General features: G+C 59.6%; 21 protein-coding genes and 2 pseudogenes. 7 read left to right on the top strand and 16 right to left on the bottom strand.

Annotated features, from left to right (window positions below; translation table 11 throughout):
* Positions 1–76 precede the first annotated feature (76 nt).
* Complete coding sequence (locus LMG28727_RS26740) at positions 77–430, bottom strand: DUF6566 family protein (RefSeq protein ID WP_236592371.1); 354 nt, start codon at positions 428–430, stop codon at positions 77–79.
* Positions 431–796: 366 nt separating this feature from the next.
* Here LMG28727_RS26740 and LMG28727_RS26735 point away from each other — a divergent pair, with 366 nt between their 5' ends.
* Together LMG28727_RS26735 and LMG28727_RS26730 are read left to right on the top strand one after the other, a co-directional pair.
* The gene (locus LMG28727_RS26735) at positions 797–1,171 is read left to right on the top strand and encodes a phage holin family protein (protein ID WP_201645329.1); all 375 of its coding nucleotides are present in this window, start codon (positions 797–799) and stop codon (positions 1,169–1,171) included.
* A 367-nt stretch (positions 1,172–1,538) separates the two neighbouring features.
* Positions 1,539–1,811, top strand: a complete 273-nt coding sequence (locus LMG28727_RS26730; RefSeq protein ID WP_201645328.1) for a hypothetical protein — start codon at positions 1,539–1,541, stop codon at positions 1,809–1,811.
* 89 nt (positions 1,812–1,900) lie between these two features.
* On the opposite strand, the gene LMG28727_RS26725 is transcribed toward LMG28727_RS26730, so the two are convergent.
* From LMG28727_RS26725 to LMG28727_RS26710, 4 genes are all read right to left on the bottom strand, one after another.
* A complete protein-coding gene (locus LMG28727_RS26725; protein ID WP_201645327.1) occupies positions 1,901–3,445 on the bottom strand; it encodes a hypothetical protein in 1,545 nt (514 codons plus the stop codon).
* A gap of 130 nt (positions 3,446–3,575) precedes the next feature.
* Positions 3,576–4,811 (bottom strand): MFS transporter, encoded by a 1,236-nt coding sequence (locus LMG28727_RS26720; protein ID WP_407945873.1) that lies wholly within the window; start codon positions 4,809–4,811, stop codon positions 3,576–3,578.
* An 89-nt stretch (positions 4,812–4,900) separates the two neighbouring features.
* Positions 4,901–6,232 carry an MFS transporter gene (locus tag LMG28727_RS26715; protein WP_201645326.1) on the bottom strand — a complete coding sequence of 444 codons (1,332 nt, stop codon included), beginning with the start codon at positions 6,230–6,232 and terminating at the stop codon, positions 4,901–4,903.
* Between the two features lie 121 nt (positions 6,233–6,353).
* A complete protein-coding gene (locus LMG28727_RS26710) occupies positions 6,354–7,628 on the bottom strand; it encodes a glucarate dehydratase family protein (RefSeq protein ID WP_201645325.1) in 1,275 nt (424 codons plus the stop codon).
* 208 nt (positions 7,629–7,836) lie between these two features.
* Between LMG28727_RS26710 and LMG28727_RS26705 the strand changes: the two genes are divergently transcribed.
* Positions 7,837–8,541, top strand: a complete 705-nt coding sequence (locus LMG28727_RS26705; protein ID WP_201645323.1) for a GntR family transcriptional regulator — start codon at positions 7,837–7,839, stop codon at positions 8,539–8,541.
* Positions 8,542–8,650: 109 nt separating this feature from the next.
* On the top strand, positions 8,651–8,959 hold the full coding sequence (locus tag LMG28727_RS26700; RefSeq protein WP_201645322.1) for a DUF4148 domain-containing protein: 309 nt from the start codon (positions 8,651–8,653) through the stop codon (positions 8,957–8,959).
* Between the two features lie 2 nt (positions 8,960–8,961).
* On the opposite strand, the gene LMG28727_RS26695 is transcribed toward LMG28727_RS26700, so the two are convergent.
* The 5 genes from LMG28727_RS26695 to LMG28727_RS26675 all read right to left on the bottom strand — a co-directional run bounded on the left by LMG28727_RS26695 (position 8,962) and on the right by LMG28727_RS26675 (position 13,807).
* On the bottom strand, positions 8,962–9,366 hold the full coding sequence (locus LMG28727_RS26695; protein WP_201645321.1) for a GFA family protein: 405 nt from the start codon (positions 9,364–9,366) through the stop codon (positions 8,962–8,964).
* A 97-nt stretch (positions 9,367–9,463) separates the two neighbouring features.
* Positions 9,464–9,895 (bottom strand): YybH family protein, encoded by a 432-nt coding sequence (locus LMG28727_RS26690; RefSeq protein WP_201645320.1) that lies wholly within the window; start codon positions 9,893–9,895, stop codon positions 9,464–9,466.
* A 663-nt stretch (positions 9,896–10,558) separates the two neighbouring features.
* Positions 10,559–11,491, bottom strand: a complete 933-nt coding sequence (locus LMG28727_RS26685; RefSeq protein WP_201645319.1) for an SMP-30/gluconolactonase/LRE family protein — start codon at positions 11,489–11,491, stop codon at positions 10,559–10,561.
* 335 nt (positions 11,492–11,826) lie between these two features.
* Positions 11,827–12,246 carry a c-type cytochrome gene (locus tag LMG28727_RS26680; protein ID WP_201645318.1) on the bottom strand — a complete coding sequence of 140 codons (420 nt, stop codon included), beginning with the start codon at positions 12,244–12,246 and terminating at the stop codon, positions 11,827–11,829.
* Entirely contained in the window at positions 12,239–13,807 is a 1,569-nt protein-coding gene (locus LMG28727_RS26675) for an NAD(P)/FAD-dependent oxidoreductase (RefSeq protein ID WP_236592369.1), read from the bottom strand. The genes LMG28727_RS26680 and LMG28727_RS26675 overlap by 8 nt, the downstream gene beginning before the upstream one ends.
* Positions 13,808–14,252: 445 nt before the next feature.
* Here LMG28727_RS26675 and LMG28727_RS26670 point away from each other — a divergent pair, with 445 nt between their 5' ends.
* Together LMG28727_RS26670 and LMG28727_RS26665 are read left to right on the top strand one after the other, a co-directional pair.
* Entirely contained in the window at positions 14,253–14,801 is a 549-nt protein-coding gene (locus tag LMG28727_RS26670; protein WP_407945871.1) for a TetR/AcrR family transcriptional regulator, read from the top strand.
* A gap of 31 nt (positions 14,802–14,832) precedes the next feature.
* Entirely contained in the window at positions 14,833–15,849 is a 1,017-nt protein-coding gene (locus LMG28727_RS26665) for a DMT family transporter (RefSeq protein ID WP_201645313.1), read from the top strand.
* Positions 15,850–15,883: 34 nt separating this feature from the next.
* On the opposite strand, the gene LMG28727_RS26660 is transcribed toward LMG28727_RS26665, so the two are convergent.
* A complete protein-coding gene (locus LMG28727_RS26660; protein ID WP_201645311.1) occupies positions 15,884–16,789 on the bottom strand; it encodes a hypothetical protein in 906 nt (301 codons plus the stop codon).
* 128 nt (positions 16,790–16,917) lie between these two features.
* A complete protein-coding gene (locus LMG28727_RS26655; RefSeq protein WP_201645309.1) occupies positions 16,918–18,093 on the bottom strand; it encodes a hypothetical protein in 1,176 nt (391 codons plus the stop codon).
* A 419-nt stretch (positions 18,094–18,512) separates the two neighbouring features.
* Between LMG28727_RS26655 and LMG28727_RS34945 the strand changes: the two are divergent.
* Positions 18,513–18,602 (top strand): annotated as a pseudogene (locus LMG28727_RS34945) (IS6 family transposase); the annotation flags it as partial.
* Positions 18,603–18,617: 15 nt separating this feature from the next.
* On the opposite strand, the gene LMG28727_RS34325 reads toward LMG28727_RS34945, so the two are convergent.
* The 4 genes and pseudogenes from LMG28727_RS34325 to tssL all read right to left on the bottom strand — a co-directional run bounded on the left by LMG28727_RS34325 (position 18,618) and on the right by tssL (position 25,319).
* Entirely contained in the window at positions 18,618–18,905 is a 288-nt protein-coding gene (locus LMG28727_RS34325; protein WP_236592387.1) for an OmpA family protein, read from the bottom strand.
* Positions 18,906–19,163: 258 nt separating this feature from the next.
* Positions 19,164–19,731 (bottom strand): annotated as a pseudogene (gene icmH, locus LMG28727_RS34320) (type IVB secretion system protein IcmH/DotU); the annotation flags it as partial.
* A gap of 184 nt (positions 19,732–19,915) precedes the next feature.
* Complete coding sequence (tssM, locus tag LMG28727_RS26640; protein ID WP_201645304.1) at positions 19,916–23,962, bottom strand: type VI secretion system membrane subunit TssM; 4,047 nt, start codon at positions 23,960–23,962, stop codon at positions 19,916–19,918.
* A gap of 31 nt (positions 23,963–23,993) precedes the next feature.
* Positions 23,994–25,319, bottom strand: coding sequence for a type VI secretion system protein TssL, long form (gene tssL, locus LMG28727_RS26635; RefSeq protein WP_201645302.1), 1,326 nt, complete (start codon positions 25,317–25,319; stop codon positions 23,994–23,996).
* Positions 25,320–25,362: the final 43 nt, after the last annotated feature.

Genomic DNA, 25,362 nt, shown 5'->3' with positions numbered 1-25,362 from the left:
AAGCACAGGTTGAATATCGCTACACCGCTGACGCGTAAATCCTGCAACCTGTCTGACATGAAGTTTTTTCGCGTCTTTATCGATGGGGCACATATCTGTCCACCAGATAGCAGCCATGCTCAATGCCTGCCCGCAACGCTTCCGATTCTGTCAGCCACTCGGGCGTGGCTGGTTCGACGTGCGGCAAGTCGAGCGGTTGACCGTCGACGCTGGCCGAAATAGCAGCCAGCCAGGCGCCTTCCGAATTTCTATGGGCAGTCACCGTCAGAACGACGCCTCGATGCGCGACACGCATCGCGCCACTTGTTGCCGGATCCGGCGTGTCCCGCGCGCGGTTGTCCGCATCGGAGTGTCCCGCCATGTCGGCGGCCGACGCGGCGTCGCCGTCGATGCTAGCGACGGATTGACCGGAAGTATTTATCTCAACCATATATGCCTCTGCGTGGAGATCGCTGCAGGTCTCGTGGAGCAACATGCATACCTAATTTCTGCAGACTATTAAACACAAGAAGAGCTGTTGATTCGCCCTACGCAATTGCCGCACACCCAGCTCAGTCGTGCGGGGCGCTGAGGCCCGTTCCTTGCGGAGCCCAGAAAGAAGCGCGATACCGCGTCACCGTCGCCTGTACACGCCTGTTGCAGACGCTCTGCGAGGATGAGACCCGCCGGATCCATCGTCATGCGAACTGTTCTGCGATGAATGGGGATTCTCGTGGTTGTGTGGCGTGGTAAATAGCGCGCCGGTCCGATCGAAAACCCATGGCGCGCGACCGCCGGCACTTTATTCGGAGTCACCGTGTCACTCCAGTCAAATCTCAGCAGATGGCGAAACGTAGGCCAGTTTTGCATTGAACGGGTCGCGGACTATAGCGAACTGATCGCATTGGAAGTGGACCACACAAAAAGGCGCTTGGTGCGCGAGGTCGGCGCCATCGTCGTGATGGCGGTGGCCGCCCTTTTCGCGCTGTCTTTCCTTTGTATCGCGGTCATTGCGACAGCGTGGGGGACGCCGCATTTTCTGACCGTGGTGTGGGGCGTTGCCATCTTGTGGGTAGTGGTGGCGTTTGTGTCGTTCCTGGTGGCTCGCGCGCAAAAGCTGTCGGAGCCTTTACACATTGTGCAGTCGGAAATCCGCAGCGATCTCGACGCGCTCAGGGAGTCACTCAAATGAACCGCCAGGCATTGAGCAGTCACGACGACCACGCGGCACTTCTGCTGCGAATGTCGCAATCCCGCGATGCACTGCGTGAAGCAAATGCGATTGGGCTGAACCCGCGCCGGCAAAAAAGGAATGCGATGACGTCGGCCACCGGCGCAGCGGTCGCTCTCGCCAATGCGCCGCACGTGACATTTGTGCTTGCGTTATGCGTCGGTGCGCTGACGTTCGGCCCCTCTCGCGCATTGCGAATCTTTCTGCGAGCGGGTGCCTCCGCGTGGCTTGCCAACAGTGCGAAGAGGGTCACTCGCCGGTAACGCTCAGGCGTGCCGCTGCTTACGCGCCGCTGTCGCTCGGGTGGTGCGCTTTTGGGAGTATCGACATGAAATTCGCAAACGTGGTCGCGATGTCTATTCTGGCCGCCGGGCTTGTATTGAGCGATGACTCATTCGCGTTGGGCAGCGCGATCGTTGTGGCTCCTTCGGGGCCGGCGGCTGAAGCGGACGGAGCCAGTTCGGCCGTGCGCTCGGGAATGTCATCGGACGATAACGCGCGGAAAGAGGGTGCGCGTGCAACGGATAGTCATTCTGCGCATCGGAGTGCGTCGAATGCCGCGTCGAGTCCGGCGGGGACGATGCAGCACGCGCCGCAGTAGGTTGAACGTTTCGTTGCCGGCACCTTTATAGCGCTTCCAGAGCGCAGGGAGAGTGTGATCAACCAGGATCGACGCTCAATTCCCCGATCTCAGTTTCCGTTTGCGTTCAGCAAAATCATCCCATGTATGTTCGACAATGCCTGTTGCCAGGTGCCGCTATTCTCCTCGGCGTCCTGATCGGCGAGTAAAGGCTTTAGCAACGAAAGCAGGTCCTTGGAGTCGGACGAGGTCGTTGGCGTGTCGACATCCGAAACAAGCACACCCTTCAGGTATTCGGATTGGCGCGTAGATTGATTCGATGATTTGTCGAGCGTCGCCTGAATGAGGTTGCCGCGCTGAGTGGTGATATTGACCGTGCTGCTCGCGTCGTCGTTGATCTGAATATAGTCGTAACTCTGTGACGCCAGCGACTTATCGAGTTTGACTTCGCCGCCTGCCAGCGACTGGTGATAGCTTGCCTGCAAATGCGAGTGCTGGGTTTGCGCAATCGTACCGTTCAACGCATTTCCCTTGGTTTGCGTGCTTTGCGAAACCTGATAGGAGAAAGTATCGGTTTGACTCAGGATCAACGGATTCGGTGACGTTGCATTGTCGGAAATAGATGCGGTGAAATCGGCCAGCCCCGTCAACATCGCGTGGTCCGATTGCGCGAGCCAGGGCGCGTAGGTAGTCCCCGGGAGTTGCTGCGACGAGGTCCCGTAGTCGCTATTCAATTGCGTGAATGCGTCTTTGAACATCGACATCAATGCCGCGTTGCCATGGCCCTTTGCGTTGGCATTGTCGAACTGCGCGAGATAGCTGGCAATGGCCTGATCGCGTTGTGCGCCCGAACCCCAGATGGCGGAGTCGCTCATGTCGACATCGAGCTTCATGGTGCCGTCCGAGTCCGTGACGCTCACGCTTTGGTCTGAGCTGTCCAGAGAGATGTTGGCCGACATATTGCTCGACCCGTCGTTCGTTACATTGAACTGCATATTGACCGACGACAATACCGATGAGTCGTATTGTGTCAGTCCACTCAGATCGAGTTGCGGAGGATAGGCGCCAAGACCGTCGATTGCTTTCTGAAAGCCGTCGGCCAGTTTGGCGAGCGCGCTACGCTCGGCGTCGCTCAAGGTTCCGCTGCTGTTCGTGCTGACCGACAGCGTACCGTTTTCGCTGTCCATTTCGATATCGACCTTGATACCGCTCGCGGTTTGAACCGTCAGCTTGACCTCGCCTTGCGGACCTGGTGCCGATAGCGCGGTCGCACTGGTTCCGCCTGCCGAGCTGACCGTAACCGACTGCGAAAAATTGCTACCTGTGGTCTTGAAACGATCGAGTAGCGCACTGCCGAGATTATAGAATTGCCCGGACATCGTGCCGGCCAGATAGTCGCCCGCCATCGTCATGGAAACGGCGTCGGTGGGACTGGACGCCCAGGTGGTGATCGGCTCCGCATTCGCCAGCGTTCCTTGCTGGCTGTACACAAGGAGCGATTCGACGCCCGCTGACGGAATGGCGACGACAGTGGACTCTGTATTGTTGGGTGATTCTCCCGCTGCCATCCTGACGGTCGAGGCAAGGCTATTCGTACTCGATGACGGCGTCACCGAGGTAAGAAGGGCTGCGTTCAATGACGATATGGAGGTCATGTGCGGTGCATCGCTATGTGGGTGGATGATTGCAGTCATCTGTCCACGGTGACCGCCGCCTCAGCCTCTATATCGACAGAAAGTCGAAATACTTTAGGAAGGGCGGCGGTTGAAATAGCGGTGCGACCGTTCAGCCCGAAACAGTACCTTGCTCGCGCAGTTTCACCGGCGTCATACGCGGCATCAGCAGATGAATAATGCCGAGCGCCACCAGATACGCCGATGCGCCAACCGCGAAAAGCGCCCAGTACTGACCGGTACGCTGCAACGTTTCACCGATCACGCCCGAGTACAGGAACGAGCCGACCATCCCCGCTACGCCGCCTATCCCGACAACTGTGCCGACCAGACGGCGCGGAAATACATCGCCCACCATCGTGACGAGATTCGCCGACCAGCCCTGATGAGCCGCGGCTGCAAGGCCGACGGCGAAAACTGCGAACCAGAGGCTCTGGAAATGCGAAAGCGTCGCGATTGGCAGCACGCATACCGCACAGATACCCATCGCCAGCTTGCGCGCGAAGTTTGGTTTATTGGTGCGTCCCATCAATCGGGACGACAGCCAGCCACCCGCCACGCTGCCAACGGACGCCATGGTGTAAATGACAATCAGCGGCAGACCGAGATTGCCGATGTCGATATGTCTCGATTCATTGAGCCACTTGGGCAGCCAGAACAGATAGAACCACCACACTGGATCGGTCAGCAGCTTGCCGAAAACAAACGCCCACGTTTCGCGGTATTTGAGCACCGACAGCCAACTGACCGATTGCTCGACGACTTCCTCGCGGTCCGAATTGATGTAATCCAGTTCGCCCTTCGATACCGACGGATGTTGCGCAGGCGGCCGATACACCAGCATCCACACGGCCAGCCAGATGAACCCTGCTGCGCCCCCAGCGACGAAGGTCGCGCGCCATCCCCACATCACGGCGGCGATCGGTACGAACGCGGGCGCGACGATGCCACCGATCGTGGCGCCCATGTTCCAGAAGCCCGTCGCCAACGCGCGTTCCTTTTTCGGAAACCAGATTGCGGTGGTGCGAATCGCGACCGGGAAGTTGGCCGCTTCGCCAAAGCCGAGCAAACCGCGCACGGCCGCGAAGCCTGGAACGGTGGCGGCCACCGCGTGCAGCATGGCGGCAATGCTCCACATCGCCATTGCACTGCCGTAGACCACTTTGGTGCTGACGCGATCCGCGATCCGGCCGAATGTCGCGAGACCGATTGCATAGGTCACCGTGAAGACCATCACGGTTTGCGCGTATTGCACCTGGTTCCAGCCGATGTCTTTTTGCAGCAGCGGCGCGAGCAAGCCGAGCATCTGACGATCCATATAGTTGATCGTCGTGGCAAAGAAAATCATCGCGCAAATGGTCCATCGATAGCGGCCGACGAGCGTTTTATCGGCGACCCTATTGGCTTCTACTACTTTCATCATGTCTCCAGAAATTTTTATTGCTGCGCAAGCGCAGGCCGTCCCTCATGCGGCGTCATTCGGGCAAAGAAGACTGCCCCGGCGGCCACCACCGACATCACGGCCAATCCCGTGAGGCCGCCTTCGATCGATCCGGTTTTCTGTTCGAGCAGGCCGAAGGCCGCGGGCGCAACGAAGCCGCCCAGATTGCCGATCGAATTGATCAGCGCCAGTACCGCAGCGGAAATTCGCGCGTCCAGATAGCCCTGTGGAATCGGCCAGAACAAAGCCGACGCCGCTTTGAAGCCAATCGCCGCAAAGCAGATTGCGACGAATGAAAAAACGGGACTGCCCTGGCCAGCCGCATACATGCCGAGGGCCGCAATCAGCAGCACGCATGCTACCCATGCTTGCTGGAACCTGAAGCGCGCCGCGAGCATCGCGAAAAAGTACATCGCTGCGATCGAGATCAGCCATGGAATCGAATTGAACAGGCCCACCTGAAAATCGTTGAAATGGCCCATCTTGCGGATGATGCTGGGCAGCCAGAAGGTCGCGCCGTAGATCGTCAGCGAGACCGAAAAATAGATCACGCAGAAGATCAGGATTTGGGGGTCGCGCAGGAGCTTCCACGCTGACGGTCTAACCCCATGCGCTGCCTCCCTTTGACGCTGTTCATCTGCTATCTCGCCGAGCACCGCATCCTGTTCCTCGCGGTTCAGCCACCTGGCATCGCGCGGTTTCGAGTCGAGCCAGAACCAGATGAAACCGGCCAGCACCACCGAGGCCATGCCTTCGATCACGAACATCCACTGCCAGCCGTGCAGACCCGCACCGTTGATCAGCATCAGGCCGCCCGAGATCGGGCCGGACACCACCGACGCAAGCGCCGAGCCGCTCAGGAAGATTGCGATGGCCTTACCTCGTTCGTCACGTGGCAGCCATTGCGTGAAGTAAAAGATCACGCCGGGGAAGAAGCCGGCTTCAGCGGCGCCGAGCAGCAAACGCATCACGTAGAACGATGTTTCGCCGCGCACGAATGCCATGCCGACCGCGGCCATACCCCACGTGACCATGATCCGCGTCAGCCATATTTTTGCGCCGAAGCGCTGCATCAGCATGTTCGACGGCACTTCGAAGACGGCATAGCTGACGAAGAACAGGCCCGCGCCGAGCCCGTAGGCGGCAGCGCCGATGCCCAGATCGGCGCTCAGGTGCTGACGCACGAAGCCAATGTTCACGCGGTCAATATAATTGACGATGAACATGGCGACGAAGAGCGGCAGCACGCGCCACTTGATCTTGCGTACCGCACTCGCCAGCGCGTCAGCCCGGTCCGGCCGGGCCGCGTCTGGAACAGATCTGCTCATGGGGTTGTCTCCTCGGATGTCTGGGCGAGTCGCGTGCTGGCTATTCACGCGGAGGCGGCACGCCAGTCAGACGGCGGTCGGCCTCCGCTTAGAAGCCGCTTAGAAGCCGCTCAGAGGCCGCTCAAAAGCGCGGATTCTTGCCGGTGAAGCTCGGGTCGTACTTCCGCATCTGCTTCAGGTCATCGCGATTGCGCACGCCGCACGACAGGTATTGATCGTGCAATTCGCGCAGCCGGTCGTGGTCGAGCTCAACGCCGAGGCCGGGCTTTGTCGGCACGCGCACCGCACCGTTGTCAAAGCTCACGCGGCCACCCTTGATGACTTCTTCCTCCTGCCACGGGTAATGCGTATCGCAGGCATAAGTCAGGTTGGGGATGCTCGCCGCGACGTGCGTCATTGCCATCAGGCTGATGCCGAGGTGTGAGTTCGAGTGCATGGACATGCCCAGATCCCACAGCTTGCACATACGCGCGAGTGTCTGGGTGGCGCGCAGACCGCCCCAGTAGTGATGATCCGAAAGCAGCACCTTGACGGAGCCCATTTCGGCGCCGCGACGGAAGTCTTCCATCGTCGTGATGACCATGTTGGTCGCGAGCGGGAGGCGTGTGTGCTTCGCCAACTCGGCCATGCCCGCGAGTCCCGGGCACGGGTCTTCGTAGTATTCGAGCAATTCGTCGAGTTGGGGCGCGGCCGCAATACTTGTTTCTAGTGTCCAGTTGGCGTTCGGGTCGAGACGTAGCGGTAGGCCGGGGAACGCCTCATACAGTGCGCGCATGCACGCGATTTCGTGCTCCGGTTCGAACACGCCGCCTTTGAGTTTGATGCTTTGAAAGCCGTACAGGTCGATCATGCGACGCGCCTGCGCGACGATCTGCTGCGCGCTCAAACCTTCGCCCCAGGCGTCGGGCGCGTATGGCTTGTCGACGTGCTCCGCGTACTTGAAGAAGAGGTAGGCGCTATAGGGCACGGCGTCGCGAACCTTGCCGCCGAGCAGATCGACAATCGGCGCACCGACGATCTGGCCTTGCAGGTCGAGCATCGCGACTTCGAGCGTGCTGATGACTTTCGGCGCGTTCTTCGCCGAGTGCGAACCGGGCGCCAGTTCGAATTCGACCGCGCCGGGGCTTGCCTTGATCGACGAGCGCACGCGATCTTCCATCTTGTTGAGGTCGAACGGCGACAGGCCGATTACCAGCGCCTTGGCCTGGTCCAGCACGCGCAGCATCGGTTCGTCGCCATAAGTCTCGGAAATGCCGACGCGGCCGTCGCTCGTTTCCAGTTCGACGATGGCGCGCAACGCCCATGGCTCATGGATGCCGGCGGCATTGAGCAGCGGGCCGTCGCGGAAGGCGATCGGAGTAATTCGGACCTGCGTGATAGTGATGTCGCGAGTCATGGTGGCAACCAGCAAAGAGAAAAGGGGAACGTGATGGACGCATTGTAAAGCACTAATGTATTAGTGTGTCAGTCGGGAAAATACTCATCCGCAATTAGCGGAAATCCGCGCGCAGCTTCGTGGGACGGTTCGGGCGTCGGCTATAGTACTAATATCTCAGCGGGCGGCGGCAGCACACGCCGCCCGCACCTACGCTTCCGTTTTAGCCATGAAAATCAACGCTTCCCGGTCGTCATCGACCCGGCTTGACCGGTCCCGCCATGCGGCGCCGCAAGTATTCGAACAATTGCGCGAAATGATCCTGTCGCTCGAACTGGCGCCTGGCACTGTACTTTCGCGCGCCGATCTGGCGACCCGCTACGGGCTCAGCCAGACGCCCGTGCGCGACGCGCTGATGAAGCTCGGCGAGGAGGGACTCGTCGACATCTTCCCGCAGCACGCCACCGTCGTCAGTCAGATCAACGTGACCTCCGCGTTGCAGGCGCACTTCCTGCGGCGCTCGATCGAACTGGAGGTCGTGCGCACGCTCACAGAACAGCGCGATGCCGCGTTGATCAACCGGTTGCGCGAAACGATTGTCGGGCAGGCGGAGCTCCTCGATCTGAAGAACTACGAGCAATTCTCACTGCTCGATCAGGCGTTTCATCGTCAGATGTACAAGGCGGCGGGCGTGCCGCAGCTCTGGGATCTGGTGCGGCGATTGAGCGGCCACATCGACCGGCTGCGCCGTTTGCATCTGCCGGTGGAGGGCAAGACGATGGACGTGGTGCGCGATCATACGAAGATCGTCGATGCGATCGAACAGGGCGATGTGGAGGCTGCGCAGGAGGCGCTGCGCAACCATCTTTCGGGCACACTGAACCAGATTGATCAGATTCGTACGAGTCATCCGAACTTTCTCGCAGACGATTGAAGAGGCGACCCAGCAAACAATCGCGTCGTTATCTGCACGGCGAGAACCTCTTGAACGACTATTCGCGTCTGCCTCTCAATGCGTTGCCATCACTGGATGGAAAGATGTCATGAAGACCTCTCTGAAGATCGGACCATCGCTTTCTGCACTGGTGCTCTCACTAGCCGGTTGCTCTGCAGCCGGCACATCACAAGGCGCGCCACATTTGAGCGCGACACAATGCGCCGACCTTACCGCGATCAGGAATGGCGCGCCTCCTACTCGCGGGCAAAACCTGAGCCAACTGGCGGCGCTCAGAGCCGCGGGCTACGATCCTTCAATACGATTCGATCCGCATTATCCGGAAGATCTGCATGCGGCCCAGCGTCAGGTCGATCTCTGGTATCAGGCGGAATGTCAGCCGGCGCGAGCCGAGTGATCTCAACAACCAAATTCGTCGTACTGCGGCAACTCGTCAGTGATGGAATGCCACGGCGCTTTAGACCCGACGAAAATATGTGCGCTGGGGCGAACGGTGGGTGTGTCGTCGAGCGTTCCCAACGTGACGTGCACAAACTCTCCATTGCGAACTACTGAAAATAGAAGACTCCCGCAAATCTTGCAAAGCACATTGTGCGAGTTCTTTTCGTCGCCGAAAATCAACAAGCTGTCTTTGCCTTGAGTCACGCATAACTTGTCACGCTCGATCACCGCGAATGGTTTGAACGCTGAGCCGGTTGCGCGTCGACAGTTTGAGCAGTGACAGTTTTGCGCATAGACAAATTCGTCACTCACCGTGTACTGGACGGCTCCGCAAAGACATTTGCCGGCAAGCAATGGTTTCATGGCTATTCTCGACGGGAGAGAGGCGGTTACAGGTTGTCTGGATGTTGCTATAGGCATCAATGGGCGTTCGGATTGACAGTGGCGAGATACCCACGCGCTATTCACGCTTAAAAATGACCTTCGTTGTATCGGGGGCGATCGGCGACGAAGTATGTTGGTGGGTAATCTTCCACTGATCGCCCTTCTGTCTAAGCGTTGCGGTCAGACGGTTGTCGAGTGAGCGCAGAGTCGCGCCATCGGCAGAAATGGCGGTATAGGTTACAAACGCATGAACCACGGCGAGATCCGCCGCGACGACGGTTTGCGCATTGCTGAAGTCCACGATAACGCGCTCGGTCCCCAGCGAGCCGAACCACCCGGCCGTCATTTTCCGCCAGGCCGCCATGCCGTTGTATGACCAGACACCCCACATATCGAAGGCGAGCACGTCCTGATCGTAGAGAGCGACGAATGAGTCGACGTCTTTTGCAAATACAGCAGCTTTGTAGGCGTCCAGAACCTGCAAGATCGGATTGTCGGGTTGGTTCATGGTGTTTTCTCCTGAATCGGCCTTCGATGGCGGCTGGGGCGTGGCGAAACAGCAAATCCTAGGCTCGTCGCCGGGTGGGTCTTCAAAGCGACGACGATCGGTGAGGCATTAGATCGACAACTGTTGGAGAAAAATTTTTGTCGGTATTCGCCGCGTATCCGAATCGGGAAGCATTGAGTGGAGCAGGGTGAACGGACGGGCTTGCCGTATTTGCTGAGGGATAGCAAAAGCTGCGACTCGCGCGCGAATCTTGGTCATCGATTGCGATGCTTGGGGCCTTACCGATAGATGCTGGAACTTCGCGTCAATTTGCGTCGACGCGAACCAGGGTGTCAAGCGCGAAAACCGCCAGGAGTCCCAGTCGCAGTGCGTAGCAACCGGCGTTTAACGAAGCGGTTAAGCGGTGTCGCCTAACCCCAGGTCGCCATTTCGACAACGGCGCCTGTGATAAGGCCGACTTTGCCGACGAGGCAGCTACCACTTTTGACCGTGCTAAATACCTGTGCGAAACACCGATGGACGGTATTTGGCGCAAAAAGCCGCTCGCAGTTATCCAACGCTGACAGCTACCTTTCGAACCTAAACAGGGCTGCGAGCAACATTCACCCCACCCACAGCCCGAGACCACCCGGACCCCTCCCAGGCAGTCTCAGCACAACCAGCCTAAATATCGGCGTAATCGATACCGGTCAATGGCCCCAGATGAGCCACAGTGGTGAAATGCGACTCGTGCATCGTGTCGATGTCCAGTTCGCGAACGTTGCCACCCAGATCGGTCACAAACGCGCGGCGTCCTTCAGGATCCAGAGACACGCCAATTCCCTCTTTCAGATCACGGGCAAGCACCTCCCGATCGACAAGTCCCGAGGCCGTGATTCTTGCGCGATTGAGTGTATTGCCGTCATGCGTATCGTCGCCACGGTCTGTCCAGTAAAGCACGCCGTCGCGGTGATCGAGATCGAGGTCGATGGGCTCGGGCAACCCGGCCAGCAAACACTCGACATCCGGCCGTCGATCCGGCGTCGCACCGGCAGGCAGATCGATTCCCGCCCTGAAGATACGACCCTCGCCAGCATCCGGCGGACCTTTTTGTGTCCAATAGACATGCCCATTGGCCTTATCCAACACGATGCCGACACAATGGCGGGTGGCGTCGGCCGTATCGTCGGGGAAATTGCCGGTGCGGACCAGTTCCGTTACCTCCGTTCCGTCCAGTCTCGCGCGCATGACCCGCATGCCTTCACGATCGCACCAATACAGATGGCCGCTTTCCTTATCCAGCGTCAGTTCCTTCGGCGTGCCCGCCATGCCGGAAGGCACCAGTACACGATGCTCGCTGCCATCGAGTTTCGCGCTTTCGATCGTGCCGTCGTTCGGAGGAATCGCGCCGGAAGCCGGGTCGGTGTCGATCAGGTGGATGCCGGTTCCCATGTTGGTCCAGTAGACCACCTGGGTTTCAGGATCGACTTTGATGCCATCGGGCGTGCGCGTCAGATTCGCGAGAACGACCTCGTGTGATCCGTCTGGTGACAGCGCGATGATCGCCGGTGGACGTGCCTGCAGGACATAAAGCGTGCCGCCAATATTCGTAGTCACAGTGAGTACCCTCCATCGGGTTATTAAACCGTTTGTCGTACCATCGAAATCCAGCCGTAGACTGCGTTTGCCGAGACTACCTCACATTCGTGAGGATCTTGTGAAATGGACAAGCAGATAGTTTTGCGCGACTGTCATGCGAAGCCGGGAATCGGTCCGTCACATGACAACCTTTCATATCGCCGTTCGCCCGCAAGCAGCGATGAGACTGTCCGCCTCGTGCGGCTACAACCCGATTCTGCCGACAGAACGTCACTCGGGCAGCGGCCACGCAATTTCCATTACTGACAAGCCGGACTCACGCCCCAATCGCGCAATAGTCATGTCACGTAAACTCAGCGCAAACTTCTCACGTCGTCTGGCGTAACACTTCCAGCAAACCGATTGCCGAAATGAGTTCTCGTATAGTTGACGACAGCAGCGACCTGATCGTCATTCATTGCGTCGCCAAACGAGGGCATTCCCTTTCGACCATGCAGTACGTTGATGATGACATAAGGGGCTGCTTCGACGGCGGGGTTATCAGCGAGTGCAGGGTAGTGACCCGCGCCCTGTGCGCCTTTTCCATCCGGCATATGGCATCCCGCGCAGGTAGCGTTGTAAAGCGCTTCGCCGCTTATTTCGGTGAAGCGGTAGTCCGGCGAAATCGTGAAAGTGTGCGATGTGTCCTGGGCGATGGCCAGTGCCGGCATCATCGCGGCTCCCATCGGGAAGACTAACAGCAGCACGCTGAAGATCTGCGTCGGCTTATCCATTGACGATTCTCCGATGCAATCGGGTGATCGCGTCGAGTGACGACAGCACTGCGCCCTCCTGCCATGCCGGAATATGGGAAGCGTGCTCTCCGGCGAGGACGATCCGTCCGTCGATCTGACAGAGATCGGCGTAATGCGCTTTTCTCAACTCGTCGGTCCATGCGGCGAAGCAACCATTCGTGAACGGTGATCGGCTCCAGCTCATCGCGAAGCCGTTCTGGTACTCCCGCGCATACTGCGAATGAATCTGGCCGCCCTGGCTCAACGCGACCGCGATTCGTTCTGGCGGGGGTAGCGCACCCATCTCATAGCAGGCGGGCCCCCACATGTACGCACCGAGCAGGACCGCTGGGCCGGTCGATCCGTAACCTGTTGCCGGATAGCCGATCGTCGAGATCGGCAGGTCGGTATGCGTGATGCCGCCGTAAATCTGCTCGTCTTCTTCCCAGAATCGGCGGCCGAATTGCAGCCCGATTTTCACCGATGTCTCGTAGGGCACCGCGTCGATCGCGGCGCGCATGGCCGGGCCGACCGTCATGTCGATCTGACTCAGAATCGAGAGCGGAATGGTGCACACCAGCCAATCCGCATGCGCGATCCGTTCGGCCCGAGTGGTCGTGTCGGTATAGCGCACTGCGACACCTTGTTCGTCCTGCGAGACGGCCGTCACTCTGGCGTTGAACACTACAGCGTCCGCGATCTGCGAATAAAGCGCATGGGCAATCCTGTCCATGCCGCCGACTGGCTGAAAGAGGGTGCTCTGGAAATCCAGTTCGTTTCCAGAGGAAAGCCATTGCCATAAACGCGATGCAAGCAAAGGGTCGCGCGGAAGCAGATCCGACGGCACGGCCGCGGGCATCAGCCCGCCACCGTGTGCGGTTGCGAACCCGCGACGCTCGCTGCTTCGGTGGCCCATCTGATAGCGACCATCCCGACCGAGCGCACCCCATTGACGCAGCGATTCAAGCAGCAGATGGGCATCTTCGGCTGACAACGCATCATCGAGTGCGTCTTTGTGGATTGCTTTGGAAAGCAACTCGGCGACATAGCCTTGATAGTCGGCCTGCACCGCCCGGAATCGTTGTGGCTTGCCGCCGAAAGCGTCCGTTGAATGCAGGTACGCGTTGTAATTGACCTGAATGAACGGTTCAAGCGGCACCTTCAGGCGCTTGGCATAGTCGAGCACGCCGTAGTGGTGATACGGAATGCGCCACGGCCCCGGGTTCAGATAAAGCCCGTCGGCGAAGTCGCAGTGCTGGGTGGCACCGCCGAGCTCGGTATAACGATCGCCGCCCCTGACAGTCCACGCCCGGCCCCCCGCCCGGTCGTTGTACTCGAGCACCTGCACGTGGTAGCCCGCATTGCGCAACTCAAAGGCCGCGACGAGGCCAGCCATGCCCGCGCCGAGCACGAGAATTCGCGCTCCTTTGGGTGCGCCATCGAGTCTGACTGGTCCGGCGTAGGTCGAGGTCGCGGCGAACCCAAGTGTACCCATGCCTTGCATCATGGCGGCCGCGCCGAGGTTCTTGCCGATCAGCGTTAGCAGGTGGCGGCGGCTCATTGCATTGGCGGTCATTCTCGACATAAGGACGTAGTGGCGCGACTGGAGAGAAGCAATGGCGAATGGACTGCAACGGGTGAGTTCATTTTAATCAATCACCCGTTGAGCATCGTGACGAATTAAAAGTATGAACCGTTTCTTGTCGCTGCGTTCGGCTTGACGCCGAAGCTTAGACCGCAATCCGTCGATTCATTGACCTCCGGTGCCAGTCGACCCACAAGGGATCGTCCGCCGCCATCCAAGCGGGCACCGGGCTCGAAATATTGACGAGTTATCCAGGTCCCGCCGTCTACAGTTCAGTCTTGCAGGAGCTGAGCGAAACCCGCTTGATTTGTGGAACGATCAGTCTTAATATCTGCACATCATGAGACGAGCTTCTACATCACCCCATCCATCATCCGCGTTATCTGAACGTGGGCGGCCTCGTGAGTTCGATATTGACGAGGTGACCCGAGCTGCGGGCCGGGTCTTTTGGGAGCAGGGCTACTACGCTACGTCTATTGAGGCTCTTTGCAAATCTACGGGCCTCTTTCGAGCGAGTCTCTACAGCGCGTTCGGCGACAAACATGGCTTGCTTGTTGCCGCTTTCGATCAGTACGCAGAAGGCGCTATCGCACGCCTGAAAGAGAGGCTGGAAAAGAAAAGGTCACCGTACGAGGGGCTGCGTCAGGCGTTGCTGCACTACACGAAAGTCTCGTCCAGTCTATCGCGACGTCACGGTTGCTTCATTACGAACGCTGCCATCGAACTGCTGCCAGCGGACGAAGCATTGCGTCCGCATATTGAAGCGGCCTTGCGGCGTATTGCGGCTTATCTCGCTGCTGCCGTCATTCGAGGCCAGCAAGCGGGCGAATTCAATTCGACACTCGATGAGCAGGCCGTCACAACCTTTCTGTTGTGCGTTATTCAAGGGTTCCGTGTTCTTGGCAAACTGAGTTTTGAAGAGAAGGATCTTGTCCCGGTCGTCGACATGACGATGCGGGCATTGATCTAAAATTTTTTCTCTATTTGTGGAACGATCAGTCATGAATTCACCGGTCGGACTTTCGTCAGGATCACCTGCTTGCGAACCTGCTCCAGATGCACAGAGCGTCCGTTCCAACCACGGTGCATATGGAAAGGGCGTGCTGTTCTGTGTGGCCGCAACGGTGCTGATGGGCATCATGTTCCCCGTCATGACAGATGCGCTCACACACATCGATCCATTCACGTTCACGTCACTGCGATACTTGATTGCGGGCACGGCATTTCTTTCTCTGCTTCTGCTCAAGGAAGGGCGGCGCGGTTTGCGGTCGACCGGAGAGTCGATTGCCCTTGCGTGGATTCTGGGCTCAGTCGGCTTCTGCGGTTTTGGCTCGTTCGTGTTTCTTGGTCAGCAACTGGCGGGACCAGAGGGTGCGCTTACCGCATCGATCATGATGGCGACCCAGCCGATGATGGGGTTACTTCTGAATTCGATCGTCCGCAAAAGCATACCGCCCGTCCTTTCGTTTCTATTCATTCTGATGTCGTTTGCAGGTGTCTCGCTTGTTGTCACGAAGGGAAACATGGCAGGCGTGCTGCGCGAGCCGCAACACTATTCAGCCAATGCTCTGATTCTTGTCGGCGCCTTCTGCTGGGTTATTTATACCTTCAGCGCATCACACTTCAAGAGCTGGTCCCCGCTGAAATACACGACGCTGACGACGTGGCTGGGACTCACGACAATCCTCGGTCTCAACGCGCTGCTGTTCGCGCTGCATGTGGTGCCCGTGCCTACGGCCGCGCAGCTATGGGCGATCGCGCCGCATCTGTCATATATGGGCCCGATTGCTGGCTTCGTTGCGATTCTGTTCTGGAATCTTGGCAATCGAATACTTACACCGCTCAACGGAGTGTTGTTCATGGACGTATTGCCGGTAACTACGTTCGCTGTATCTTCCTTTACTGGTGTTGTGCCTGGGCGCGCGCAAATAGTCGGCGCATGTATGACCGGCATGGCACTCGTGTTCAATAACCTTTATCTGCGACGCCGCGCCCGGAAATTGCCGGCCGCACGCTGACACTGGCAAGCGATGCCATCGCTTGATAGAGCAGTCATCCCCCCAAATACTGCTTCGCAGACAACACCGATGCGGCGATAACAACCGGCAGATTCGGCACGCTCGTGACGGTAACCGTCATCTGGCCTTGGGGGTTGAACTGCACTTTGGTCAAAGCGTTACTGATGCCGAGATAGTACGGCCACATCCCCTGGGTCACGGCCTCACTGATCAGGCGTTGATCGGCTTTACTGAATGCGGTGGTCGACGTGTATTGAATACTCAGGCCAGACGCAACGTAAAGACCGCCGACGAACGCCTGCATGTTTCCGTTCGGACCGAACGTCGTCTGCCAGTTGATCGGTGAGTCGGGATTCCACGGATGTCCTGTCTTCGTCGCATGCGCGAGCGAAAGCGCGGACGGTACGTACCAGTCCGACGGCGTCGGTGCAAACAACAGCGCGTTCTTGAACTTGAACTGGCCCGACACGTTGCCTTTGGCGAACGACGCACTCGGTCCAGATGCCGGTTCGCTATTGCCCCACAAGCCCCAGAATGCGGGGTCGGCGACTGCATCGCTGGAAAAGCCAAAACTGATCGACGATGCTGAATGGAGCTGGCGGATCAGACCGGCAAGCCCGACACTCCAGGTCGCAGGATTGTCTCCCCACGTACTCAGATGCTGCTTTGCAGCCTTGATCGGATCGAGCGGATTGGTCCCGGCGATCAACGAATTGATCAAAGCCGAGTACGCCTGAAAGAAAGTCTCGCCGCTTGCGCCTCCTGCGGGCGAGAAGATTGGTGGCGCTGCGGGAATAACGTCGAGGTACGACCACAAAACGCTATCGTCCCCAGTCAGTGGCGCGGTCGGCTGAAACACCTGCCCCGCACCGGAATCGATGCCAATCGCAGCAAACTCGGCTTTGGCAAATTGCTGTTGCAGATCGACAAACGACGTCATGATGGTTCCCCTTGCCTGATCGGAATGAGCGCAGAAAACACACAAGCATCCGCGCGGCGCGGTACGACATGCCTGCCATAGTTAACACGGCAAGCATGTCGAGACCGTGAGACGGCCAATAGCTACTGCTAGTTGTAGAACTGCCCGGTTAAAATCTTCGATGCCTGCACTTCATGTCCGAGGTACTGGCTAGCCGCCAGCACAATGCAGCCAATCACGACGGGAACGTTGGCTTTACTCGTAATGGTCACCGTCATGCGACCGTCCTTGTCGAATGCGGCATTCGTGCTGGAACCGCCAGAGTTGCCGGAGCAATAGAATGGCCACAGGCCGTTGCCCTGATTACTCTGTATCTGGGTTTGCTCATCCTGGCTATACTGCGCCGCCGAAACGACTGAGATGTTCATGTGGTTGGCAATCAGCAGGCTCGACGCAAACCGTTGCATGTTGCCGTTGTTGCCGAAGGTCGTGTCCCACGTGATCGGGTTCTTTGGCGTCCATGGCGCCTTGTCCGGATTGTTGAATGCCATGCCAAACGCGGCGGAACTGTACCAGTCGCCCGGCGTGGCGTTGAACGGCAGCACGTTGTCGAATGAGGCTTTGACTGACACGCCGCCCGACGCAAACTTTTCGCTGATCGAAGATGACGAACTGCTGCCGCCCCACAAGCCGAAAAAGCCTGTAGTAGAGCCTTGAGTCCACGTCTTCGAAACGTCGGTCTTCCAGTTGCTTGCGCTCACTTCAAACGAACGGCTTGGAGCCTTCTTTAGCAACGCGAGCATCTTCGCGTAGCCTGGCGAGAACGTGACGGCTTCCGTGCCCGCTGGCTTGTACGGCGTTACGTTCATCTGCGCTGCAAAAATCGGATCGAGCATGGCAGCGGCCAGCGCAGATGCGCCTGACGTTGCGACGGCGGAACACGGATCGCAGTAAAGCGCCCAGTTACGAAACGCGACGGCACCGGTTTTGACGTCCTTGTCTTTAAGCGCCGTCTGGTAGGCGTCCCAGCACGTTGGGCCGATGGTCGACTGGAAGTTATTCGGCGCGGACTGCAGCGCGGACATGACCCCTTGATAGTCGGCGAGATACTGATTCCCGCCGGTGAACTGGGTGTTCTGGGTCAATGACGCGACCGGCATATTGTTCAGATACGCCCAGAGCAGCGCGTCGGAGTCGTCGCCTCCTGTGAGCGGCGGCGACGGTTGAATAACCTGGAACGGATCCTGATTGCTATAGCCGAGCCCTTGAGCCAGCGCGTTATAGAAACCGGCTTGCAGATCGACAAAATTTGACGGGGTTGCCATGTATGCCTCTAGGATAAAGGGAACTGCACTTGACCAAGGAGTCCGTTCGGCTGACGACGGAATTGCACATGACGAAGAGGCTCGCTCGCCGAATAGGAAGAACTGCGCGTGACCGGGCGGCCCACTCGATGAATGACGGTCTCCTTTCGTTTGAGTCGCATTCAGGTGAATGGCGACATCAATTTTTTTATCAATTTAGCTGGAAGCCCGTTCGTTGGTAGCTGCCATCTTTAACAGGTCGACAGCAGAGTCATACCGGCATAGTCATGGTTATTTATTCGGGAACCGTATTAAACGCTGCATGAGTAACGTGCCGCAGAAAACGTCCTGAATGGGAGATCGTGATCTTCAGACCGCGGTACGAAACTGATCGGCGACGACCCGGGGGACGAGTTCGTCGATGGGGTTAATTGCATCGAAGGCAGCTCTTCGTCAAGGCGGCCGCCCGTGTCAATAACCGTGCAGCGAACCGCCATCAGCCAACGCGCGAGCTTGTGCGCCGGTGGCGAACGCGAGGCGTTTATTTATTGTGAAACGTTGATCTCAACGCGACGGTTCTTCGTTCGTCCTTCGGGTGTTTCGTTACCTGCGACAGGGTTTGCATCACCTTTCCCGACGATAGATACGCGCCCGGCCGGGACGCCCGCTGCGACAAGTATCTGCATCACCTGTTTCGCCCGCTCTTCAGAGAGTGCCGCGTTGGATGCCAGCGTGGACCTGCCAACAGGCAGACTGTCCGTGTAGCCCGTGACCTGCGCTTTCCCCGTCATACCTGCGATCTGCTGGCCGACGGCAGCAATCAACGGCTTCATCCACGCGTTGACCGCTGACTCGCCGGGCGGAAACATGTCGCTAAAGCGCAGCGTCAGCGCAGTGTGCTGAGCATTTTCGTCGAGGCTCAGCGCGCCGGCGGCGATTTCACTTCCCAGGTGTTCACTGAGGTCGTGCGCCAGCACGTCGATCGGCAGTGTGCTTTGTGCTGCGCGCCTGTCCGCGAGCAAGCGCTCGTACGCGGCATAGCCGGTCGCACCGAGAACCACGGCGCACAACAGCGCGACGGCGAGCCACGAGCGTCTCTCGCGCGGCGCCGCAGGCCTGACCCACGGGTCGACCTGCCACGGAGGCAGCGGGCCCGTGGCCGGCACGCTGGCAGGCTGTCCGAGGACATCGCCGCGCTCCTGTGAGGCGCGGTACGGAAGATGCCAGGGCTCGTTCGATCCGCCCGTCACGACGACGTGATGAACCCGCCGGCGAATACTCATCAGCTTGTTCTGTCCATCCGTTTCGAAGCGATAGCGTCCTTTGAAACCCAGATCGAGAATGTTCTGGATCACGCCGAACAGGTAGAGATTCTCGTACGGATTGCACATGGCCTCCTCAATGAAGCGATAGACGCGGTCGGCGCCCTGGCGATCCTGTCCAGAGGCGACGGCAAGACTCCGCGCTCCATTCGACACTGGTTGCCACTCCATTGCCCCACGCAGTCTGTATCGCGGCTTCATCGAGCGCCGAGCATAGGCAATACCGCGCGATCTGCACCTGGTCTGCCCGAAGCTGCAGTTCGGAACAGACGCTTGAGAACATCCGTACTTCGTATTCGAGCCAGTCATGCAGTTGCACGACCGCGTTGCCCTCCATTACCGCGGGCATGTCGGCCAACGCCTGCAACAGCGGACGCGCTGCCTCGAGCAATGGGTTATGCGCGTGCCTCGCTGCATCCACGCGCGCGTGAAGGCTCGGGAATGCCGGTATGCGAGCCTCGCGCGCCACGCTCGCGGTTGATGTCTCTGTCATCTGTGAGTCCTGCCTTTTCCGATCGTGTTCAATGGGAGGCGTGCGGAGCCGGGGGCGCGAGCGAACCGTCGGATGGCAATCCTGGCGGTGGTCCACTGTCGGTCAGGTTGAACATGGCCATCGAGCTTGGGCATTTGAACGTAGTCAGCACATCGCTTGTCAGCGGATTGGCAGTACTACCGGTGCTCGATATATCGAGCACGGCCTTGCGGTCGTCGAATTCGAAATCGACACGTGTGCGACCCGGCGTTGCGGTCTCCACGACGTGCCCCTTCTGCATCAGGCGCATGAATGCCCACGGACCGTCCGCGGCAAGCGTCGACGTTTCCGGCCGGATCCGCGGATTCGCGGCGATCTCGGCATGCACGCCTCCGCGCGGGCCCGGCCAGTTCACGGCAAACGGTGCGACCGGCCCGTGCTGGTAAAGCGTAGTCTGCCCGTCGATGTCGATCATCAGGCCGGTGATGGTTGGGTCGAGTTCCGGAATCTGGAGATTCGCTTTCCACGTGAGCTGCTTCTGGCCCGGGTCGCCGAAGAACACATCGCGGATGGCCTTCGCGTGCTGGAACGGTTCGAGGTCGGGGCCCTGAACCGCTTCAGTGGCGCCGGGCAGCGTCCGGTAGCGCCACGGTTTGGCCAGCGTGTCGACGAAGGGCGCGAGCGTCTTCATGAAGAAATCATCGATGACGCCACCCTGGGCGAACACTCTCGTAAAGTCGTCGACACTCACATCGCGCTTGCTGTCGGGGGCAAACGGATAGTTGCCCTCGATCGTGAGTCGGCAGGTGTCGCCGACCACTGCCTGCATCTGTCGGGACAGAAGCTGTCCGATACCTTGATTGACCTCTTGCGAACCCTGCTGGGAAAGCTGCAGCAACACCGCACGGAAGGGCGCCGGCATTGTGTTCGCAGTCATCTTGAGCTTCGCTGCGGTGTCGCTCGGCGGCGGCATGCTGTTGTTGGTGAGCGCGTTATCTGCGACGGTCAGTGACGTGTAGTACTCATTCAGCAGACTCGCAACGCCGTCGAGTCCGGTGGTCCCGGTCTGCTGTGGGACAGGCTGGGACGCGGTCTGTACATCGGCGTGGCCAGTGACGACTTCCCGCAACGGTGCAAAGTGGTTGTCGACGAGTTCGCGCTCGATGCGCTCCTCAGCCCGGATGCCGAGTGCGCTGTCGGCCTTCTGGGCAAGTTGTCCGGTCGCTTTCTGCAAGAACGACGGGTCGGATGCCGCCGCCGGCTGGGTCAGCGTCGTTTCGCGAACAGCCGCCCGCGCAAGCCGCGACAGCGGCGAATCAGGCGCCGCGAAGCTGCGCAGTACCTGCAGGTTGAACGCGAGACTCGTGCCGTTGATGGTCCGGATATCGCCGAGAAACGCATCCCATTGCTGCGCATACTCGTTGAGGTATTCCTGGCGAATTGCTTCAGTCAGTGGATCGTTCGCGCCGGTAGCCGAACTGACAATCTCAGCCGTTTTTTTTTGAGTATCGGCAACGAAAGAGCGTCCCATTACCCACGCGTCGTCATCGCGCGCGACCTGGACGAATTCGGGCAGCCGCTTGTCGAACAGGTTCCGATAGCCGTCAAAGGTGAAGATGCCGGCTACGCCGCGCGAGAGCGGGGCGCCGCTTGCCCGCGTGAATACCGTGCCGGCCTGGGGGCCGACCGCGCGCAGCAACGTGAACTCATCTGGCGCTTCCTTCTGCATCGCCACCTTGGCGCGCTCGTACAGCCGCTGGGTCGCGTTGCTGCTGTCGAGAAATGAGCGTGCCTGCTGGATCAATGCGTCATTGCGCACGAACGGCGACTGCACCACGCGAGCACCGGAAAACAGTTGCTGAACGTGGTCGATCATCGAGGCGCGGCCACCAAAAACCGAAGCGCTGTCGGTTTTCGCCCAGTCATTGAGTACCCATGCCTTGACGTCGTCGGCATTGAATTTCGCGTTGTCGTAGAGCATCAGATAGACGCGCAGCGCGTCGTAGACCGCCTTCGAATCCTGGCTGGCGATCGAGTCGGACAGCACGGATTCCATGCGTTTGACGAGTTGCGGCAGCAACAGGTTGTCTTCGAGCGCGTCGTAGGTGTGGCCGCTGCCGGCAGCCACATCCGGAGCGCTGTACAGGCCGAAGCGGTAGGCGCTGCCCGGGTCCGACAGATCGAGGCCCGGGTAGCTCGCCAGATAGCGCGCATCGGTCAGCGTATCGGGCACGGCGTCGAGCTTCGGTTCCTTGTACAACTGCGTTACCTTTGCCGAGAGCGTCTGGGTTTTCTGCGCAATAGCGTCGAGGTATTCGTGATTCGTGCCGAAGCTGATGCGCAGTCCGATGGCGAGCCACGCGAAGATCAGCAGAGCCAGCGCGTGCCCGGTGAGCCGCAGCAGTCGGAAACGGAATTCCCAGCGCAGGTTCGGGCGAACCAGATGCGCTTCGGTGAACACGATCTTCGTCAGCAGCTCATGCAGGAAATAGCTGTCGTTGCCGACGTGTTTCGCGGTACGCGTGGTCAAGGGAGTGAGGAGGGCGCGTGCGAGCCGTTGCGCAATGGTTCGCCGCTCGGCGACAACCTCGGTGCCTGCCTGGGTGGCGCTCGTGAAATACACTCCGCGCAGCGTGTTGTGCAACTGGGTGTCGTCGTAGCGCGAATCCAGAAATACGCGTTCGATCAACTCGCCCAGCGGCCGGCTCAGTGCAGCGAACTCTTCGCCCAGCGCCGCGAGCTTCTGACGCCGGCCGGTATCGTATTCGTCCTGCAGGCGGGTGTTGATGCCGTCGGACAGGCGCGCAACGAGCAGCGCCAGCTCGTGTGCGCAGCGCACAGCGACACCTTCTTTCGCGATGGTTTCCTTGCCGTAGGGCAGTGTGAAGCCCCACGTCTGCGCGCGGCCTTCGGCCGTCAACGACCCGAAATACTCGGCAAAGCCGCCAAGCTGGTCCATCTTCGTCACGATCAGATAGACCGGAAAGCGGATGCCCAACTGTTCCCGCAGATCCCCAAGACGGCCGCGCAGCGCTGCGGCTTCGGCAATCCGCGCGGTCTCATCCTGACTCGTCAGTTCGGCCAGATCGATCGTCAACAGCGCCCCGTTGATCGGCGCACGCGGGCGGTGACTGCGCAGGATGCCGAGGAAACCTTGCCATTCGGCCTCGTCCGTGCCGTGCCGCAACTTGTCGGGATCGACCGGGGTGGCTGCGTTCGCTGGCGCTTCGGCAGATTTCGCTGCGGCCGCAGAAGAGGCTTTCTTACCGTCGTTGGCGGCCTCGCCAGTTTTCGGGTTGCCTGCCACAGGCGGTATGACCGATGGCAATGAGCGCTGCGAGGTGCCGTGACGCGTGTAGTGTCCGGCCGTGTCGATCAGCACCGCGTCGTTGGTGAGCCACCAGTCGATGTTTTGGGTGTCTTGCGCGAAGCCGCTCGCAGCGCTTTGCATCTGGCCCGCAACGGGAAATGTCAGGCCCGCGCGCAGCAGCGCGGTGGTCTTGCCGGATGCCTTCGAACCGAGCGTGATGTACCACGGTAACTCGTACAGGTAACGCTTGCCCTGAAACAGCCGGGCCGGTCCGCGCGCGCCGGTGCGCATTGACTTCAGACGCGCAAGCGCAGCGTCAACCACCGCATTGACTTCCTTCAGCCGCTCGGCCGCCAGCGACGGCGCTTTCCTGCCGCCGAAATCAAGCACGCTATTAAGGAACTCCGGGTTGGCGCGCATGCTTCGCAGCAGCCTGAAGACCCAATAGACGACGAAGACCGCCAGCACGGCGGCGATCGCGATGATCCGCGCCGCTGCAGGCACAAACGGTTCAGTGCGCCCGAAGGTCAGAAGCGGCGACGCACACCAGATCAGCAGGCACAGCAGGGCCGCGAACACCACGCTGATCGGCCCCCCCGCCAGCCAGAGCAGCACCCCTGCAAGCAGAAGAGCGATCACCAGCACCCGCATGCCGACGTCCGCCAGCGGCCTCAAGCCGCCGAAGGCGACGAGCGGGCCGATGAACCAGATGATCAGCGCCACGATCAGCAGCGCGAGGAAGGCGAGAAACTGGCGCGACACCAGAAACGACAGGAACTTCTTCATTCTTCAATCCCGATATGACTGGATGGCGAGATCACCGCGCAACGGTGATCTCGACGCGGCGATTCTGTGCGCGACCCTGCGCTGTGCGGTTATCGCCGACAGGATCGGCGTCGCCCTTGCCAACCGCTTCCAGACGGCTTGCCTGCACGCCCGACGCCTGCAGCATCTGCATGACCTGGGTAGCACGTTCCTCGGACAGCGCATCATTCGACGCGAACTGACGGCTCCTGATCGGCACGTTGTCGGTGAAACCGAGTACCGTCACCTTGCCCGGCACCTTGACGACCTCGCCGGCGATTTTCGCGATCAGCGGGCTCATTGATGCATTCACCGATGCAGCGCCCGGTGGGAACATCGCATCCCCGCGGAAGGTGACCGAACTGTGGTGTGCGTCCTCGTCGACGCTGACCGTAGCGGCGGCAATCTCGTTCTTCAGCAATTGCTTGAGATGCAGCGCCGGCGGCGCGGGCGCGGGCGTCATGCGACCGATCTCGGCAATCTGCTTCTGTACTTCGGCGCTGCGGTTGAGCAGTTCGTATTTGAAATAGCCGAATATCCCGAGCAGGATCAGCGACAGCACAGTGACGGTGATCCATACCGGAAAATCGTAAAACGACCCACGCTTGCCCTTCGCGTCAGATTGCCAGTGCGGCGACAGCGCAACCGGCACCGATTCGCGCTGCGACATGATCTCGTCGTAGAGCCGCTGACGTACCGCTTCATGCTTGCGGTGTCCGCCCGTCTCATAGCGATACCGGCCTTCGAAACCACGACTCAGGATTTGGTAGATCACTTCGAGCAGATCAACGTGTTCGCGCGGCTCGGTCATCAGCCGGGCGATCAGCAGATAGATCTTGGAGCCACCATCGCGATCCTCGTGGAAGATCGTGGCGAGACCATGGGTATTCCACGCCACACCGTGGGTGCCGGCCTCGCCCCACGTGGTCTGCATCGCCGCTTCGTCGAGCGCCGTGCACAGGCAGTAGCGCGCGCCAAGCATGTGGTCGCGGCGAACGTTGGCCTGATCGCACAGTTTCTGGAACGCGCGCAGTTCCTGTTCGAGCACCGCCCGCAGTAGCTCGACGCCGTCGGGGTCGAGCTTGTCAGGCATCTCGCCCATCGCGCGCAGCAGCGGACGGGCCGCTTCGAGCAGAGGATTGGTGGCGCCTTTGATCGCCAGCAGCCGGGTGACGGGAGACTCGCCGGGCGGGACCTCCCGGCGCGAGGACGTTGGGGTCGGCGGCTGCGCTTGCTGGGCTGCGGCGTGTTCCGGTGTTTGCGGCGTGCGAGGCGTCGCATTCCGGCTTACCTGCCATTGTCCCTGTTCATCCGGACGGTTGACTGCCTCTGAACTCACTGCTTCCCCTTGTTTTCTATTGCGGGTCGACCAACTAGCCGAT

Origin of the sequence: Paraburkholderia metrosideri (assembly GCF_904848625.1) — a bacterium.
Lineage (GTDB): Bacteria > Pseudomonadota > Gammaproteobacteria > Burkholderiales > Burkholderiaceae > Paraburkholderia > Paraburkholderia metrosideri.
Note: the sequence above shows the minus strand (reverse complement) of the source record. Positions and strands in the feature narration are given on the sequence as shown.

Bases quoted from the DNA above. Each gene is read 5' to 3' on its own strand.
- LMG28727_RS26740 (WP_236592371.1), bottom strand. From the start codon at position 430: ATGGTTGAGATAAATACTTCCGGTCAATCCGTCGCTAGCATCGACGGC.
- LMG28727_RS26730 (WP_201645328.1), top strand. From the start codon at position 1,539: ATGAAATTCGCAAACGTGGTCGCGATGTCTATTCTGGCCGCCGGGCTT.
- LMG28727_RS26725 (WP_201645327.1), bottom strand. From the start codon at position 3,445: ATGACCTCCATATCGTCATTGAACGCAGCCCTTCTTACCTCGGTGACG.
- LMG28727_RS26720 (WP_407945873.1), bottom strand. From the start codon at position 4,811: ATGATTTTCTTTGCCACGACGATCAACTATATGGATCGTCAGATGCTC.
- LMG28727_RS26715 (WP_201645326.1), bottom strand. From the start codon at position 6,232: ATGAGCAGATCTGTTCCAGACGCGGCCCGGCCGGACCGGGCTGACGCG.
- LMG28727_RS26710 (WP_201645325.1), bottom strand. From the start codon at position 7,628: ATGACTCGCGACATCACTATCACGCAGGTCCGAATTACTCCGATCGCC.
- LMG28727_RS26705 (WP_201645323.1), top strand. From the start codon at position 7,837: ATGAAAATCAACGCTTCCCGGTCGTCATCGACCCGGCTTGACCGGTCC.
- LMG28727_RS26700 (WP_201645322.1), top strand. From the start codon at position 8,651: ATGAAGACCTCTCTGAAGATCGGACCATCGCTTTCTGCACTGGTGCTC.
- LMG28727_RS26695 (WP_201645321.1), bottom strand. From the start codon at position 9,366: ATGAAACCATTGCTTGCCGGCAAATGTCTTTGCGGAGCCGTCCAGTAC.
- LMG28727_RS26690 (WP_201645320.1), bottom strand. From the start codon at position 9,895: ATGAACCAACCCGACAATCCGATCTTGCAGGTTCTGGACGCCTACAAA.
- LMG28727_RS26680 (WP_201645318.1), bottom strand. From the start codon at position 12,246: ATGGATAAGCCGACGCAGATCTTCAGCGTGCTGCTGTTAGTCTTCCCG.
- LMG28727_RS26675 (WP_236592369.1), bottom strand. From the start codon at position 13,807: ATGAGCCGCCGCCACCTGCTAACGCTGATCGGCAAGAACCTCGGCGCG.
- LMG28727_RS26665 (WP_201645313.1), top strand. From the start codon at position 14,833: ATGAATTCACCGGTCGGACTTTCGTCAGGATCACCTGCTTGCGAACCT.
- LMG28727_RS26660 (WP_201645311.1), bottom strand. From the start codon at position 16,789: ATGACGTCGTTTGTCGATCTGCAACAGCAATTTGCCAAAGCCGAGTTT.
- LMG28727_RS26655 (WP_201645309.1), bottom strand. From the start codon at position 18,093: ATGGCAACCCCGTCAAATTTTGTCGATCTGCAAGCCGGTTTCTATAAC.
- LMG28727_RS34325 (WP_236592387.1), bottom strand. From the start codon at position 18,905: ATGAAGCCGTTGATTGCTGCCGTCGGCCAGCAGATCGCAGGTATGACG.
- tssM (WP_201645304.1), bottom strand. From the start codon at position 23,962: ATGAAGAAGTTCCTGTCGTTTCTGGTGTCGCGCCAGTTTCTCGCCTTC.